We start from the raw sequence: 15369 nt of genomic DNA, 5'->3' as shown, positions 1-15369 counted from the left end.
AACCCGGCAACCAGTTGCCGTTCTGCTCACCAGAAAGGCTGGTCGACACAGATTCTTCTGAACAGAAGCGGGGTTAGCGTCGGGCAACCTCGGCCGGCCCCGCGTCCGGGACCGACCCGGCCCCACAGCCCTCAGGAGGCACGTTGACGGCCAGCGAGACGCAGCCCGACGAGTTCATCGTGATCGGTGGCGGCATCGGCGGGCTCGGCACCGCACTTGCCCTGGCCCGCGCCGGCCGACAGGTCCGGGTGCTCGAGCGAGCCGGCGCCTTCGGCGAGGTCGGGGCCGGTATCCAACTCGCCCCCAACGCCACCCGGCTGCTACGCGAGTGGGGCCTGCTCGACCGGTTGATCACCGCCGGGCTGGTCCCCCGACACCTGGTCCTCGCCGACGCCCGCACCGGCCGGGAGCTGAACCGGCTCGACCTCACCGGGCCGTTCACCGACCGCTACCTGGCCCCGTACGTCGTCGCGCACCGTCGCGACCTGCTCGACCTGCTGCTGGCCGGGGCAGCCGGGGCCGGCGCGGTACTCGAACCCGGCCGTGAGGTGACAGCGATCCGGCCGGGCCCGGACGCCGTCGAGATCGACTGCGCCAGCGGGCAGCGCTACCGGGCCCGGGCCGTCGTCGCCGCCGACGGCCTGCACTCCCGGTTCCGGGCCATGGTCAGCGACGACGAGCCGGAATGCAGCGGTTACGTCGCCTACCGGGGGGCCATCCCGATCGAGCAGGCCAGTCGGACCGCCGATCTGTCCGACGTGGTCGCCTTCATCGGCCCCGGCATGCACTTCGTGCAGTACGCCCTGCGCGGCGGCAGCTACTACAACCAGGTCGCGGTGTTCCGCAGCGAGCGGTACCGGCAGGGCGACCCCGACTGGGGTGGCCCTGCGGAGCTCCGGGAGGCGTTCTCCCGGGCCTGTCCGCACGTGCGGACCGCCGTACAGGCGATCCGGACCGACCAGCGGTGGCCGATGTACGACCGGACGCCGATCGACAACTGGGTGATCGGTGACCGGGTCACCCTGCTCGGCGACGCCGCCCATCCGATGCTGCAGTACCTGGCACAGGGTGCCTGCCAGGCGTTGGAGGACGCCGCCGCGCTCGCCGGGGCGGTCGAGAGGCATCTGCCCGCCGGCCCGCTCGGCCCGGACGCCCCGGTCGGCGTCGCGCTGCACGAGTTCGCCCGGGAACGCGCACCCCGTACGGCACGGGTGCAGCGCAACGCCCGGACCTGGGGCGACATCTGGCATGTCGACGGCATCGCCGCGGCGCTGCGCGACGACGCCCTGGCCCACCGTGGACCCACCGACTACCGGGCCACCGACTGGCTCTTCGGCCACACCGCCGCCCAGCGCGGCTCCTCCCCCGCCGCGAGTCCCGTCGCGACCATGCCGCCGGACGCGCCGACCGCCACCCCGACGACGAGCCGAGACGAGACGTGATGATTCCCGACCCCGGACGCGACTGGCGACTGCTGATCGACGGGCAGCTCGTCCCGGCCGGCGACGGCGGGGTGACCCCGACCCGGTCACCGGCCACCGGCGCGGTGCTGGGCCGGGCGCCCGCCGCCACCGTCGCCGACGTCGACCGGGCCGTACGGGCCGGACACGCCGCGCAGCCCCGGTGGGCGGCCACCCCGCCCCGGCAACGGGCCGCCGTACTACGGGCGATGGCCGACGTGCTGCGTGCGCACCGCGCCGAACTCGGCCACCTCGACGCGGCCGACGGCGGCAACCCGGTGACCGCGATGACCGCCGACGTCGACCTCGCCGCCGACCTGCTGGAGCGCTTCGCGGACTGGGCCGATCAGCTGGGTGGCCGGACCCTGCCCGGCAGCGATGACCACCTGCACTACACCACCCGGCGACCGTACGGCGTCGTCGCCCGGATCGTGCCGTACAACCACCCGGTCATGTTCGCCGCCTCCCGGGTCGCGGCACCGCTGCTGGCCGGCAACTCGGTGGTGCTCAAGGCCCCCGACCAGACACCGCTGTCCGCGCTGCGCTTCGGTGAACTGGTCGCCGACCTGCTGCCGGCCGGAGTGCTGGCGGTGCTGACCGGGGACGGGGCCACCGTCGGACCGGCACTGGTCGGCCACCCGCTGGTGCGGCGGATCGCGTTCACCGGCAGCACCGGTACCGGCCAGGCGGTGCTGCGCACCGCCGCCGCGCACGGCGTCAAACAGGTGTCGCTGGAGCTCGGCGGCAAGAACCCGATGGTGATCCTGGACGACGCCGACGTGGCCGCCGCCAGCGCCGGCGCGGTCGCCGGGATGAACTTCCACTGGACCGGCGGGCAGTCGTGCGGCTCCACCTCCCGGCTGCTGGTGCACCGCTCGCTCGTCGACGAGGTGGTCGAGCGGGTGGTGGCCGGCACCCGCGCCGTCCGGGTCGGGGATCCGCTCGACCCGGACACGGAGATGGGCACCATGGTTTCCGCCGCCCACCGGGACCGGATCGCCGGATTCCTGCGGCAGGGCCGCGATGCCGGGCTGACCCTGGCCACCGGCGGCGGCCTGCCGCCCGGTCCCGGCGCGTACGTCGAACCCACCGTCTTCGTCGACGTGCCGCCGGACAGCCCGTTGGCCCGCGAGGAGATATTCGGGCCGGTGCTCTGTGTCACCCCGTTCGACGACGAGCGGGAGGCGCTGCGCCTGGTCAACGACTCCCCGTACGGCCTGACCGCCAGCGTGTGGACCGGCGACGTCGGTCGGGCGCACCGCTGGGCCCGGTCGGTCGACGCCGGCTACGTGTGGATCAACACCGCGTCCCGGCACTTCGCCGGCCTGCCGTTCGGCGGGGTCAAGGACTCCGGCCTCGGCAGCGAGGAGAGCGTCGAGGAACTGCATTCGTTCACCCAGCCCAAGTCGGTCACCATCCACCTTGGGCCGACCGAGCACCCACGAGGAGGCGACCGTGGCGACCACTGACCACCCGGCCGACACCTACGACGGCATCATCATCGGGGCGGGCCAGCACGGCCTGATCCTCGGCACCTACCTGGCCCGGGCCGGGCTACGGGTGCTCCTGGTCGAGCGGCGGCTGCGCCACGGCGGCGGGCTGAGCACCGAGGAACGGACCCTGCCCGGTTTCCAGCACAACCTGCACTCGATCAACCACTTCAGCATCACGTCGACTCCGTGGTTCCGCGACCTGGGGCTGTCCGCCCGGGTGCGCTACCTGACCCCTCGGTACGAGTTCGCACAGCCGCACCGTGACGGCAGCGCGCTGGTCTTCTCCCGCGACCTCGACGAGACGCTGGCCAGCATCGGCCGATTCAGCAAAGCCGATGCCGACACCTTCCGGGAGTGGAACGCCAAAGCCGAGGAGATGACCCAGCGGATCTTCCTTCGGGAACGGTTCAGCGAGCCGCTGAGCCCGGACGACCGCGACGAACTGCTCGGCCGTACCGCGTTGGGCCGTGACTTCCTGGAGCTGACCCGGCGCCAACCCGGCGAGGTGGTCGAGGAGCTGTTCACCGACGAACGGGTCAAGGTGCTGTTCCTGTTCAAGCTGTCACTGTTCGGCACCGTGCTGCACGAGACGCTCGGCACGCACAGCCCGCTCGGCTCACTGATCCGCGCCTTCGACCTGACCACCGGCTACGAACTCTGCGCCGGCGGCAGCTGGAACCTGGCCCGCGGGCTGATGGAGGAGTTCATCGCCGCCGGCGGACACTTCGTCAACCAGGCGCACGTCGAGCGGATCGTCGTCGAGGGCGGCCGGGCCACCGGCATCACGCTCGCCGACGGGCGCTCGATGCGGGCCCGCCAGTTCGTGGCCAGCACGCTGGACCTGCACCAGACCCTGGAGACGCTGATCGGCCGGGACCAACTGCCCGCCGACTACCTGGCCCGGCTGGACACGTTCCACTACACCGGCTGGACGTTGTTCGGCCTGCACCTGGCCCTCGACGAGGCCCCGGCGTACACCTCGGCGGCCTTCGACCCGCACGTGAACGGGGCGCTGAAGTACAACATCGGCTCGGAGACCATCGCCAGCCTGATGGCCGCGCACGACGACGTGGACAGCGGCCGGGTGCCGACCAACGTGCAGTTCGGCGCCGGGGCGCTGAGCGTGCTCGACCCGAGCCAGGCACCGCCGGGCAAGCACACCGCGTACGCCTGGCACGTGGTGCCGTGGGCGCCCGACGGCGACCACGAGAACCTGCGCCGTATGCAGGGCGACATGGCCGCGTCGATCATGGACAAGTGGCGGGAGTACGCGCCCAACCTGACCGACGCCACCGTGCTGGGCTCGTACACGTACACCGCGTACGAGTACGCGCAGGAACTGATCAACATGCGCCACGGCGACATCTTCATGGGGGCGCTCAGCGCCGACCAGGTGTTGCACAACCACTTCGGCTACCGCACGCCGCTGCCGAACCTCTACCTGGCCGGCTCGGCCTGCCATCCCAACGGGGCGATCAGCGGCGGCGCCGGGTACATCGCCGCCGGGGTGATCGCCCGCGACCTGGGCATCGAGCCGTGGTGGCAGCCGATGGACGCCCGTACCGAACTGTCCCGGCTCGGCGATGGCTGACCGGCTGGCCGGCCGGGTGGCCATTGTCACCGGCGGCGGACAGGGACTCGGCCGGGCCTTCGCGCAGCGGCTCGCGGCCGACGGCGCGCGCGTGGTGGTGGCGGACCGCAACATGGCCGCAGCCACCGCCGTCGCTACCGAGATCGGCGCCGACGCGCTCGCCGTCGAGGTCGACGTGGCCGACCCCGACAGTGTCGCCGCGCTGGTCCGCCGCGGTACCGACGTGTTCGGCGGAATCGACGTGCTGGTCAACAACGCAGCGATCTTCTCCACCCTGGCGATGCGCCCGTTCGAGGACATCGACCCGGCCGAATGGGATCTGGTGATGGCGGTCAACGTCCGCGGACCGTTCCTGTGCACCCGGGCGGTCGCACCGGTGATGCGGCGGGCCGGCTACGGCAAGGTGGTCAACATCTCGTCGGCCACGGTGTGGATCGGCCGGCCGCACTACCTGCACTACGTCACCTCGAAGGCGGCTCTGATCGGGATGACCAGGGCACTGGCCACCGAGCTGGGCCCGGCCGGGGTGCGGGTCAACGCGATCACCCCCGGTGCCACCCGGACCGAGATCCCGCGGGCCACCGTCACCCCGGAACAGGAGCACGCGATCGTCGCCGGTCAGGCGATCAGACGGCGGCAGGTGCCGGCCGACCTGGTCGGCGTGGTCGCCTTCCTGGCCGGACCGGACAGCGACTTCATCACCGGACAGACGGTCAACGTCGACGGTGGTGCCGCCTTCCACTGAGGATCTCCGACATCGGCGCGAACACTGGAGGCACCATGACGCACCGCCTACCGATCAGCCTGGCCTGCTGGGACTACGACCGCACCCGGGCGCTGCGGGAGGGCACCGTCCGGCCCGCCGGCGTGGACCTGACCTACCTGCCACTGCCGCCGGAGGAGACCTTCTTCCGGATGTTGCGCTGGCAGGAGTTCGACGTCGCCGAGATGTCCCTGTCGTCGTACGTGCTGTCGCTGTTCGCCGACGAGCCGCCGTTCGTGGCGATCCCGGTCTTCCCGTCGCGGGTGTTCCGGCACGGCTCGATCTACCTGGCACCCGGGTCGCCGGTCGGTGCACCTGCGGACCTGGCCGGCCGTACCGTCGGCATCCCCGAGTACCAGATGACCGCCGCCGTGTGGATCCGCGGCATCCTGGCCGAACAGCACGGACTGCCGGTCGACGCGGTCAGGTACCGCACCGGCGGCCTGCACCACGCCGGCCGGCAGGAGAAGCTGCGTCTGGACCTGCCGGACCGGTTCGACGTGGCACCGATCGAAGCTGGCGAGACCCTCGACGGACTGCTGCGAACCGGCGCGATCGACGCCCTGTACACCGCGCGGGCACCCCGGTCGTTCGACCCGGCCGCCGGCCCGGACCGGGTCCGTCGGCTGTTCGCCGACCCGGCCGCCACCGAACGGGCATACCTGCAGGCCACCGGGATCTTCCCGATCATGCACACCGTGGTGCTGCGCCGCGACGTCTACCACCGGCACCGGTGGCTGGCCCGGACGCTGCTGGACGCGTTCACCGAGGCGAAGGACCGGGTCTACGCCGAGCTGCGGGAGGCCACCGCGCTCAAGGTCGGCCTGCCGTGGGTGGTGCCGGCCGCAGAGGAGGCGGCGGCGCTGCTGGGTGACGACTTCTGGCCGTACGGCGTCGAGCCCAACCGCAGGGTGCTGGAGACCTTCCTGCGGTACTCGTACGAACAGGGACTCGCCCGGCGGTTGCTGGAGCCGACGGAGCTGTTCGCCCCGGAGACCCTCGCCGACACACTGGTCTGAGCCCGCCTCTGCGCAGACGGACCGCTCAGGACACGGCGCAGCGCTGCAGCAGCGCCCGCAGGGCGGGCTCCTCCACCGGTCGGGACAGGCCGAAGCCCTGACCGAACTCGCATCCCATCGCGGTCAACTCGGTACGTTGGTCGTTGTTCTCGATGCCCTCGGCCACCGTGCTCAACCGCAGCCCGTGACTCATCGCCATGATCGCCCGGACCACCGGCAGGCAGGTGGGGTCGTCGGCACCGATCCGGGCCACGAACATCTTGTCGATCTTCAGCTCGTCGATCGGGTACCGGTGCAGGTGACCGAGGGAGCTGAACCCCGTGCCGAAGTCGTCGAGGGCGATCCGGACGCCGAGGCGGCGCAGCGCGGACAGCTGCGACTCGATCGCGTCGTGCTCGGTGGCCAGGACGCTCTCGGTCATCTCCAGGGTCAGCGTCGTCGGCGGCAGGCCGGAGCGTTCCAACGCGGCCAGCACGTCCGCGACCACGTCACCCAGCATGAACTGGCGGACGCTGACGTTGACGTTGATCTGCAGCGCACGGCCGGTGAGCCGTTGCCAGCCGGCTCCGCTGACGCACGCCTGACTCAGGATCCAGCGACCCAGCGGCACGATCAGTCCACTGGCCTCGACCAACGGGATGAACTGGTCCGGTCGCACGACCCCCCGCTGCGGGTGGCGCCACCGGACCAGCGCCTCCACCCCGCGTACGGCACCGTCGGCCAACGCGTGGATCGGCTGATAGTTGAGGACGAACTCGCGACGCGACAGCGCGTCCTGCGCCTCCATCTGCAGCCGGATCCGGTCGATCGCGTGCTGGTGCAGCTCGGTGCGGTAGCGCACCCGACGGGTCCGCGCCGATCCCTTGGCGATCTGCAGGGCGATGTCGGCCTCGCTCATGAGTCGGTCGACATCGGTGGCACCGTCGAGGCTGACCGCGATGCCGACCCGGGCCGAGACCAGTCGCAGCTCACCGGCGACCTGGATCGGCCGGTCGAAGACCGCGAGCAGGTCGTCGGCGATCTGCTCGGTGTCGCGCGCGGCCGCCCGGTCGGCCGTCAGCAGTACGGCGAACTCGTCGCCGCCGAGGCTGGCCAGCAGGTCGGTCCCGGCCAGTCGCGCGGTCAACAGTTGCGCGACCTCGACCAGCAGGGCGTCCCCGGCATGGTGGCCGAGCGCGTCGTTGACCACCTTGAACGAGTCGATGTCGAGCAGCAGCAACGCGACGTCGCTGCCCGCGCCGAGCGCCGTGGTCACTCGCTCCCGCAGCAGGGCCCGGTTGGCCAGCCCGGTCAGCGGATCGTGGTACGCCTGGTGGCGCAGCCGCTCGGTGAGCAGCACCCGCTCGGTGACGTCCCGTACGGCGAACGACAGCCCCCGTACGTTCGGATCGTGCAGCAGGTTCTGGCCGCTGATCTCGACCGTGGTCGGCGGGCCGGCTCCCGGGCCGGGGACCCGGCACTGCAGGGTGGCGGCGGCACCGGGCTCGGCGAGCAGCCGGGTCAGCCACGCGTCGGCGGCCGGCCGGTCCGGCGCGACGATCCAGGACAGCAGCCGGTCACCGGGCAGGCCGGCGGGCAGGCCGAAGACGTCGGCCGCCGCCGGGCTCAGGTAACTGACCGTGGTGTCCCGGTCGGTCAGCACGATCACGTCGCGCGAGGACCGGACGACCGCCTCGAACCGGGCCGCCGTACCGGCCTCGTACCGACGCACCGCCATCAGCACCAGACGCAACGCCAACGACGACAGCAGCAGGCCCGGCCCGTACTGGGCCAACTGCACGTCGGCTGGCGAGCCACCGGCGGCGAGCACCCCGGTGGTCATCGCCGTGAGGGTGAACAGGACCGACAGCAGCGCCCCGGGCAGTCCACCGTAGAGTGCCCGCAGGGCGGTGCCCACGAACAGCACCCCGCCGGCCGGCAGCGCCCCGACCGACCAGATCACCACACCGACGGCGACGGCGGCGAGCAGGTCGTGGCCGATGGTCGGCCGTTCCCGCCGGTACAGCCGTACGGCGAGCACCGCCAGCACGACGACGGCGATCAGCACCGGCCACGACCGTCCAGCGGGCACCACCGGTGCGACCACCCACTGCGCGACGATGATGGCCAGGCAGACGAGGAGGAAGGCCAGGAAGGCCCGGCGTACCACCGGCAGCAGCGGCTGGTCCGCCCCGACCCTCATCCAGGATCGCAGCGCGGTCAGCCACTGCCGGTGGCGTCCAGGGGCCATGCCGAAAGACTACGGCGCAGGGTCATGGACCCGCTGGCCGACACTCCAGCGTTCGGTGTCCCTGGTGGACTGTTCGGTTGATGTCGCGGAGCGGTTCCCGGATGGTATCGGTCGACGCGTCACAGCAGATTGGACCGATGGAATCCACCGTCGACCGGGATCATCGCCCCGGACAGGTAGGAGGAGTCCTCCGCGCACAGGAAGGCGATGGCCGCGGCGAACTCGTCGTACCCGCCGACCCGGCCCAGGTGGACCGCCCGGTCGAGATGCCGCTGCCGGTCCGGGGTCCGGTTCGGGAAGGGTGCGTTGCCCACGACGATCCCGTTGGAGGAGACGCCACGGGGCCCGTACTCCTTGGCGATCGAGGCGACCAGAGCGCTCATCCCGGCCTTGGCGGCAGCGTACGCCGCGCCGTTGACCTGACCGTTGGTACCGGAGATCGAGCCGACCCCGACGATGTGCCCGCGCCCGGTGGCGAGCATCCCTGGCAGCACGGCCCGGGCGCAGAGGAAGGCCGAGGTGAGGTTCAGCGCGAGAAAACCGGACCAGTCGTCGAGGCTGGCGTCGGCCACCGCCGCCCAGGCCGCGCCGGGCAGCGCGCCACCGGCGTTGTTGACCAGGATGTCGACCGGGCCGTGCCGGTCGGCCACCTCGGCCACCAGGTCACTCACCTGCTCGGCCGAGGTGACGTCGGCCCGGCCGGCGACAGCGTGGCCGGTGAGTCCGTCGGCGGCCGCCAGCGTCTCGGCGATGCCGTCGGGGTTGATGTCGTTGACGACCACCGTCGCTGATTCGGCGGCGAGCCGTAGTGCGGTGGCCCGGCCGATCCCCCGACCGGCGCCGGTGACCAGAGCGACCTTCCCCGAGAACCTTCCGGGCATCGGGTCAGCCCTTCTGGAACAGGGGGTTGCGGGCGTTTTCGCTGATCACGACCATGGTGGCGAAGCGCCAGCCGACGTCGGGCTCCCGGCGCATGCCGAACAGGTAGGCACCTTCGTGCTCACCTCGACGAAACTGCGGGCCGTCGCCGCTGGTCGCGACCAGGCTGTAGACGGCGGCGACCGACGCGGTCCGGCCGTCGTCGGCGACCCGGATCACCGGAGGGTGGATGAGGTGACGCAGTTCGTAGGAGTTGATCACGTCGGCGGACGGCGGTCCGTCGGCGTCGCCGGAGCGGGGCAGGACCGGACGGAAGTACAGCTCGCGCAGCTTCTCCTTGCCCTTGACGGTCTCGTTCAGGGTGCCGCGCAGCTGCCGTTCGAAGTCCTCGGTGTAGTACTCCAGCAGATCGTCCCAGCGGCGGCGGTCGCACAGCCAGCCGTAGAGCATCACCAAGTCGGCGATCCGCCGGTGGTCCTCGGCGAGGGCCACCCGCTGCTCGACCGTTTCCGGGGTCCGCTCGGGCAGTTGGACCACGGCGATCAGCTCGTCGAGTTCGTCGTCAGTCATCGGGTCTCCACGTTTCAGGCAGGTAACGGGGTCTCGCTCAAAGTACCAAGCGCTTGTTAGGCTGGCAACGTGCGATCCGATGAACCGGCTCCGTTGCTCGCCGTCGAGAACCTCGCCACGAGCTTCTCGACGCCACGCGGTGTGCTGCGCGCCGTCGACGGGATCTCCTTCACCCTCGCGCCCAGCGAGGCACTCGGCGTCGTCGGCGAATCCGGATCCGGCAAGTCGGTGCTGGTCCGGACCGTCATGAACATCCTGCCCCGGCAGGCGCAGGTCGCGGCGGACAGTCGGATCCTGTTCGAGGGCCACGAGGTACGCGACCGCCGGGGCGCCGCCGCCCGGCACTTCTGGGGTGCCGAGGTCGCCATGGTGTTCCAGGACCCGATGACCTCGCTCAACCCGGTCCGCACCATCGGACGGCAGCTCACCGACCCGATGCGTCACCACCTCGGGCTGAACCGACGGGCCGCCGCCGCCCGCGCCGCCGAACTGCTCGCCGAGGTCGGCATCAACGAACCGACTCGACGGTTGACCCAGTACCCGCACGAACTGTCCGGCGGCATGCGGCAACGAGTCATGATCGCGATCGCTCTCTCCTGCTCCCCCAAGCTGCTCATCGCCGACGAGCCCACCACCGCGCTGGACGTGACCGTGCAGAAGGAGATCCTCGACCTGCTCGCCCGGCTGCGCACCGAACTGCGGATGGCAATGATCCTGATCAGTCACGACCTGACCGTGGTGTCCGGCCGCACCGACCGGACCATGGTCATGTACGCCGGCCGGGTGGCCGAGATCGGTCCCACCGAGGAACTGTTCCGACGCACCCGGCACCCGTACACCGCAGCGCTGCTGCGCTCCACCCCCCGGATCGACCAGCCGAGCCACACCCCACTGGAAGTGATCGCCGGCACCGCCCCCGACCTGGTGCATCCACCGCCCGGCTGCCGATTCGCCCCCCGCTGCCGGCATGCTCGGCCCCGGTGTCAGCAGGAGGACCCGCGTCTGGTCGACGCCCCCGGGCACCGGTACGCCTGCCTCTACCCGGTTGGCACCGAGGCGGGTGACCGGGCCCTCGCCGAGAACCTCGCCGACGGCCGGACCGGCGCCGGGCTGAACCTCGCCGCGGTCAGCAGCGACCGGTCCGCCCTCGACGGGGCGGTGAGCTGATGGCCGGCACCGGCAAGGCGCATCTGCGCGACACCGACGATGTGGTGCTGCGGGTCGAGGACCTGACCGTGGAATTCCCCGCCGGGCGGGGCCGCACCGTCCAAGCGGTCGCCGGGATAAGCCTCGACGCCCGGGTCCGGGAGACCGTCGGCCTCGTCGGCGAGTCGGGCTGCGGAAAGTCCACTACCGGCCGGGCGATCCTGCAGCTGCCTCCACCGACCGGCGGATCCGTCCGGTTCGACGGCACGGAGCTGACCGCGCTGCGCGGCGAGCGACTGCGCCGCACCCGCACCCGACTGCAGATGATCTTCCAGGACCCGATCTCGTCGCTCAACCCCCGCCGCACCGTCCGGGACATCGTCGCCGAAGGTCTGCGGATCTGGCACCGCGACAGCGGTGCCGCCGCCCGGCGTCGGGTCGACGAGGTCCTCGACGCCGTCGGGCTGGACCCCCGGCTGGTCGGCGACCGGCGACCGCACGAGTTGTCCGGCGGGCAGTGCCAGCGGGTCTGCATCGCGCGTGCGCTGGTGCTGGAACCGGCTGTGCTGCTCTGCGACGAACCGGTCAGCGCGCTGGACGTCTCGGTCCAGGCACAGATCCTCAACCTGCTCGAGGAGATGAAACGCCGATACGGCCTGACGTTGCTGTTCGTCGCCCATGACCTGGCGGTGGTGAAGCGGGTCAGCGACCGGATCGTGGTGATGTACCTCGGCAAGATCTGCGAGGTCGCCTCGCCGGACGTGCTGTTCGCCCGGCCCGCCCACCCGTACACGGCGCTGTTGCTGCGCTCGATCCCGGAGCTGGACGACGGCTCCCCGGCACCGGCTCGCACCGCAGCTGAACTGCCGTCTGCGCTCGATCCGCCGAGCGGCTGCCGGTTCCGCACCCGGTGCCCCCGGGCGGCGCAGATCTGCGCCCGGTCCGAGCCGCAGCTGCGCCGGACCGGTCCGGACCAGTACGTCGCCTGTCACTTCCCGCAGGACGCGCCGGCCGACGGACCCACCGCCGGCCGGCCACGGCCGTGACGGGCGGGTCAGTCCGCAGCGGCCGGCGCGACCAGCAGTTCGTCGCGGCGCATCCAGTCCAGCACATGTTCCCGACGGCTGATCAGCCAGCGGCCGTCGACCCGGACCAGTTCGTCGAGGTAACGCAGACCCCGGGTGCGCATCCGGGGGCCGGTGGCCGGCCGGTCGATCAGGTGGGCCTGGGCGTAGGTCTGTGCCACCGCGCGGTCGCCGGTCACCTCGGCGTAGTGGTTGCCGATGAAGTGCATCGACGCCCGCAGGTCGACGATCTCCAACGGAAAGCGTACCGGCGAGCGGCCGGTGAAGAACGCCATGATCTGCTCGATCCCACCCGCCACCCGTACCCCCTCGTAGATCCCTTCCACGTCAGGGGTGAAGCAGCTGCGCAGCCGGTCCCAGTCCCGGCTGTCGATCGCCATGAAGTACCGGTTCACCACATCGGCGATGGCCAACCGGTCGGCGGTGTGTGTGTCCATGACTCGATCTCCCGTCCCTGCAGTGGTGCCGCCGTGGCGGCGGCGCCCCGTCGAAAGGTGTGCACGATGCCCGGATACGCCGATGACCGCGCGGCCATCGTCGAATTGCTGAACCGGTACGCCCAGTGCTGCGACCGGCGTGAGTTCGAGGCGGTCGGCGACTGCTTCACCGACGACGCCCGGGCGGAGTACTCCGGTCGACGGCTGGAGCCAGGGGTGCGCCACATCGTCGCGCACATGGCGCCGCTGGCCCGACTCGCCGCCAGCCAGCACGTGGTCGGCTCGGCCACCGTCGAGGTCGACGGCGACTCGGCGGTCGCCAGCTCGTACACGGTGGCCCATCTGGTCCGCCCGGTCACCGACGGCCACGAGGTGGTGCACCGGGGACTGCACTACGCCGACCGGTTGGTCCGTACCGACGCCGGGTGGCGGATCAGTGAACGGGTGCACCGGGTGCTCTGGAGCACCAGCTCGCCGACCGTCTGGCCGGTGCCCCGGTTCACCACGGCAGCTCAGCCGGCCGCTCAGCCGGACGCCCGACCCGCAGGCTGAGCTGCCGGCTGAGCGGTCGACGCGGACAGGCCCGGGTGGGTCCGGCGCTGCCGGACTCACCCGCACGCCGTCAGGTCGTCGAAGGCGTCCCCGAGGCGGTCGACGGCACTCACCAGACGCGCCGGGTCCAGCATGCTGAACGACAGGCGCAGGTGCCGGGGAAAGGCGTCGGCCAGCGAGAACTCGTTGCCCGGCACCACCGACACGGCGCGGCGCATCGCCGCGCGGGCCAGCTCCAGCGCGTCGGGCCCCGGGGTCTGGACGCTGGCCCAGACGAACATCCCGCCGTCCGGCGTCGGGGTGGCCAGCCGACCGGCCAGCCGGTCGGCCACCGCACCGGTCAGAGCCTCCGCCCGACGGCGGTACAACTCCCGCAGCCCGGCCAGGTGACCGGCGAACCAGTCCGGGTCGGCCAGCAGCGCGACGAGCAGCCGCTGGCTGACCGCGGCCGAGTTCAGGTCGGTCGCCTGCTTGGCGACCGTCAGCGTGCGGTGCAGCCACCTGGGCGCGGCCAGGTAGCCGACCCGCAGCCCGGGTGCCACCAGCTTCGAGAAGCTGCCGAGATAGACCACCTGCTCGGCGTCGTCGGCGGCGATCGGCGGCAGGTCCGCTCCGGCGAACCGCAGCTGGCCGTACGGGTCGTCCTCGACGATGAGGAAGCCGTACCGGGCGGCGAGAGCCGCCAGTCGGACACGCCGCCGCGCGGTCAGGGTACGTCCGCTCGGGTTGGAGAAGTTCGGCACCAGGTAGCACAGCTTCGGCCGCAGCCCGGTCCGCAGCAGCCTGGCCAGCTCCTCGGTGTCCATCCCGTCGCCGTCGACCGGCACCTCGACGATCCTCGGCTGGTAGCCGGCCAGCGCCCGCAGCGCCCCGACGTAGGCCGGCGACTCGACCACCGCCACGTCACCGGGGTCCAGTAGCACCTTGGCGATCAGGTCGAGGGCCTGCTGCGAGCCGGTGGTGACCAGCAGCCGCCCGGCCGGTTCGGGCAGCCGCAACCGCCCGGCCAGATCTGCGCCGACCAGGTCGAGCAGGTCCGGGTCGCCGTCGGTGGCCGAGTACTGCAGGGCGGTGGTGGCCGCGCCGGTCAGCACCCGCTCGGCCGCCCGGGCGAGCGCCTGCGCCGGGAACGCCTCGGCAGGCGGCAGCCCGCCGCCGAGCGAGAGCGGCTCGGGCCCGGACGCGGCGTCCGCGTGCGGCGCGGCCGCCGCCGCGACCAGCTCCCGCAGCTTCGACGGGCGCATTCCGACGGTACGGGCGGCGAACTCGGGTCGGGACGTCATCAGCCCATCGACCATCCGCCGTTGGCCCGGATCAGCTGCCCGGTGACGAACCGGGCGGCGTCGGAGACCAGGTAGAGCACCAGCAGCGCCTGATCCTGCGGGTCGCCGACCATGTTCAGCGGTGACCGGGCCGCCATGCCGGCCAACCACTGGCGCTTACGCTCGGCGTCGACGGTGCCGTCCGGATCGGTGAAGTTGCGGGCACTGAAGTTGGTCAGGGTGGCACCGGGGGCGATCGCGTTGACCCGGATCCCCTTCGGTCCGAGCTCCAGGGCGAGGGTCCGGGTCATCCCGACGACGGCGAGCTTGCCGAGGTGGTAGAGCCCGTAGCCGGCGGCGGGCAGGTCGGCGGCGGTCGACGAGATGTTCACGATCGCGCCCCCGCCGCGCCGGGACATCACCGTGGCGGCGGCCTGGCAGCCGTACAGCACGCCCTTGACGCTGATCGCGAACTCGGCGTCGAGGTCCGCGGCGGTGACCTCGGTCAGGTCGCGGACCAGCGACGGCACGCCAGCGATGTTGCACTGCACGTCGAGACCGCCGTACCGGTCGACGGCGACGGCGGCCAGGTCGTCCAGGTCGGCCCGCCGGGTGACGTCGGTGTGCTGGAAGCTGGCCCGCCCGCCGGCGTCGGTGATGGTGGCGACGGTCGCCGCGCCACGCTCGGCGTCGACGTCGGCGACGACCACCGCCGCGCCGACCCGGGCCAGGGTCTGCGCGACCGCCTGGCCGATTCCGCTGCCGGCGCCGGTGACCGCGGCGACGCGGCCGTCCAGCCGGAACGCCGACTCGTCCATCCGCATGACGTACCTCCTGCTGCTCGGGTCGACGGGCGGTCGAGGGCTGACCGACCCCGGACAC

General features: G+C 72.0%; 14 protein-coding genes. 8 read left to right on the top strand and 6 right to left on the bottom strand.

Annotation, left to right across the window (positions count from 1 at the left end; all coding sequences use genetic code 11):
• Positions 1-143 precede the first annotated feature (143 nt).
• From O7623_RS02545 to O7623_RS02525, 5 genes are read left to right on the top strand one after another with little or no spacing between them, the layout of a single operon-like run.
• Positions 144-1442 carry an FAD-dependent monooxygenase gene (locus tag O7623_RS02545; protein WP_282226957.1) on the top strand — a complete coding sequence of 433 codons (1299 nt, stop codon included), beginning with the start codon at positions 144-146 and terminating at the stop codon, positions 1440-1442.
• Positions 1442-2929, top strand: coding sequence for an aldehyde dehydrogenase family protein (locus tag O7623_RS02540; RefSeq protein ID WP_282226956.1), 1488 nt, complete (start codon positions 1442-1444; stop codon positions 2927-2929). The genes O7623_RS02545 and O7623_RS02540 overlap by 1 nt, the downstream gene beginning before the upstream one ends.
• A complete protein-coding gene (locus tag O7623_RS02535) occupies positions 2916-4544 on the top strand; it encodes an NAD(P)/FAD-dependent oxidoreductase (protein WP_282226955.1) in 1629 nt (542 codons plus the stop codon). Before O7623_RS02540 ends, O7623_RS02535 begins: the two co-directional genes overlap by 14 nt.
• Positions 4537-5289: a 3-oxoacyl-ACP reductase family protein gene (locus O7623_RS02530; RefSeq protein ID WP_282226954.1), complete on the top strand. Its 753-nt coding sequence runs from the start codon at positions 4537-4539 to the stop codon at positions 5287-5289. The genes O7623_RS02535 and O7623_RS02530 overlap by 8 nt, the downstream gene beginning before the upstream one ends.
• A 35-nt stretch (positions 5290-5324) precedes the next feature.
• Positions 5325-6326 (top strand): hypothetical protein, encoded by a 1002-nt coding sequence (locus O7623_RS02525; RefSeq protein ID WP_282226953.1) that lies wholly within the window; start codon positions 5325-5327, stop codon positions 6324-6326.
• A gap of 25 nt (positions 6327-6351) precedes the next feature.
• Here the strand turns inward: O7623_RS02525 and O7623_RS02520 are convergent, their stop codons facing one another.
• The 3 genes from O7623_RS02520 to O7623_RS02510 form a co-directional block, all read right to left on the bottom strand.
• Positions 6352-8556 (bottom strand): GGDEF domain-containing phosphodiesterase, encoded by a 2205-nt coding sequence (locus O7623_RS02520; protein WP_282226952.1) that lies wholly within the window; start codon positions 8554-8556, stop codon positions 6352-6354.
• Positions 8557-8675: 119 nt separating this feature from the next.
• Positions 8676-9437 carry an SDR family oxidoreductase gene (locus tag O7623_RS02515; RefSeq protein ID WP_282226951.1) on the bottom strand — a complete coding sequence of 254 codons (762 nt, stop codon included), beginning with the start codon at positions 9435-9437 and terminating at the stop codon, positions 8676-8678.
• 4 nt (positions 9438-9441) lie between these two features.
• Positions 9442-10005 carry a nuclear transport factor 2 family protein gene (locus tag O7623_RS02510; protein WP_278169618.1) on the bottom strand — a complete coding sequence of 188 codons (564 nt, stop codon included), beginning with the start codon at positions 10003-10005 and terminating at the stop codon, positions 9442-9444.
• Positions 10006-10074: 69 nt separating this feature from the next.
• On the opposite strand from O7623_RS02510, the gene O7623_RS02505 reads away from it, so the two are divergent.
• Positions 10075-11172 (top strand): ABC transporter ATP-binding protein, encoded by a 1098-nt coding sequence (locus O7623_RS02505; protein WP_282226950.1) that lies wholly within the window; start codon positions 10075-10077, stop codon positions 11170-11172.
• Positions 11172-12197 carry an ABC transporter ATP-binding protein gene (locus O7623_RS02500; protein ID WP_282226949.1) on the top strand — a complete coding sequence of 342 codons (1026 nt, stop codon included), beginning with the start codon at positions 11172-11174 and terminating at the stop codon, positions 12195-12197. The genes O7623_RS02505 and O7623_RS02500 overlap by 1 nt, the downstream gene beginning before the upstream one ends.
• An 8-nt stretch (positions 12198-12205) precedes the next feature.
• On the opposite strand, the gene O7623_RS02495 is transcribed toward O7623_RS02500, so the two are convergent.
• A complete protein-coding gene (locus O7623_RS02495) occupies positions 12206-12673 on the bottom strand; it encodes a nuclear transport factor 2 family protein (RefSeq protein WP_282226948.1) in 468 nt (155 codons plus the stop codon).
• Between the two features lie 66 nt (positions 12674-12739).
• Here O7623_RS02495 and O7623_RS02490 point away from each other — a divergent pair, with 66 nt between their 5' ends.
• Complete coding sequence (locus O7623_RS02490; RefSeq protein WP_282226947.1) at positions 12740-13225, top strand: nuclear transport factor 2 family protein; 486 nt, start codon at positions 12740-12742, stop codon at positions 13223-13225.
• A 56-nt stretch (positions 13226-13281) separates the two neighbouring features.
• On the opposite strand, the gene O7623_RS02485 is transcribed toward O7623_RS02490, so the two are convergent.
• On the bottom strand, positions 13282-14508 hold the full coding sequence (locus O7623_RS02485) for a PLP-dependent aminotransferase family protein (protein WP_282226946.1): 1227 nt from the start codon (positions 14506-14508) through the stop codon (positions 13282-13284).
• Positions 14508-15311 (bottom strand): SDR family oxidoreductase, encoded by an 804-nt coding sequence (locus tag O7623_RS02480; protein ID WP_282226945.1) that lies wholly within the window; start codon positions 15309-15311, stop codon positions 14508-14510. The genes O7623_RS02485 and O7623_RS02480 overlap by 1 nt, the downstream gene beginning before the upstream one ends.
• Positions 15312-15369 lie beyond the last annotated feature (58 nt).

Origin of the sequence: Solwaraspora sp. WMMD791 (assembly GCF_029581195.1) — a bacterium.
In the GTDB taxonomy this organism is placed as follows: Bacteria; Actinomycetota; Actinomycetes; order Mycobacteriales; family Micromonosporaceae; genus Micromonospora_E.
This window is presented reverse-complemented; position numbering and strand designations above follow the sequence as displayed.

Coding starts and splice junctions, on each gene's coding strand:
- O7623_RS02510 (WP_278169618.1), bottom strand. CDS start 10,005: ATGACTGACGACGAACTCGACGAGCTGATCGCCGTGGTCCAACTGCCC.
- O7623_RS02525 (WP_282226953.1), top strand. CDS start 5,325: ATGACGCACCGCCTACCGATCAGCCTGGCCTGCTGGGACTACGACCGC.
- O7623_RS02540 (WP_282226956.1), top strand. CDS start 1,442: ATGATTCCCGACCCCGGACGCGACTGGCGACTGCTGATCGACGGGCAG.
- O7623_RS02495 (WP_282226948.1), bottom strand. CDS start 12,673: ATGGACACACACACCGCCGACCGGTTGGCCATCGCCGATGTGGTGAAC.
- O7623_RS02530 (WP_282226954.1), top strand. CDS start 4,537: ATGGCTGACCGGCTGGCCGGCCGGGTGGCCATTGTCACCGGCGGCGGA.
- O7623_RS02500 (WP_282226949.1), top strand. CDS start 11,172: ATGGCCGGCACCGGCAAGGCGCATCTGCGCGACACCGACGATGTGGTG.
- O7623_RS02480 (WP_282226945.1), bottom strand. CDS start 15,311: ATGCGGATGGACGAGTCGGCGTTCCGGCTGGACGGCCGCGTCGCCGCG.
- O7623_RS02485 (WP_282226946.1), bottom strand. CDS start 14,508: ATGACGTCCCGACCCGAGTTCGCCGCCCGTACCGTCGGAATGCGCCCG.
- O7623_RS02490 (WP_282226947.1), top strand. CDS start 12,740: ATGCCCGGATACGCCGATGACCGCGCGGCCATCGTCGAATTGCTGAAC.
- O7623_RS02520 (WP_282226952.1), bottom strand. CDS start 8,556: ATGGCCCCTGGACGCCACCGGCAGTGGCTGACCGCGCTGCGATCCTGG.
- O7623_RS02515 (WP_282226951.1), bottom strand. CDS start 9,437: ATGCCCGGAAGGTTCTCGGGGAAGGTCGCTCTGGTCACCGGCGCCGGT.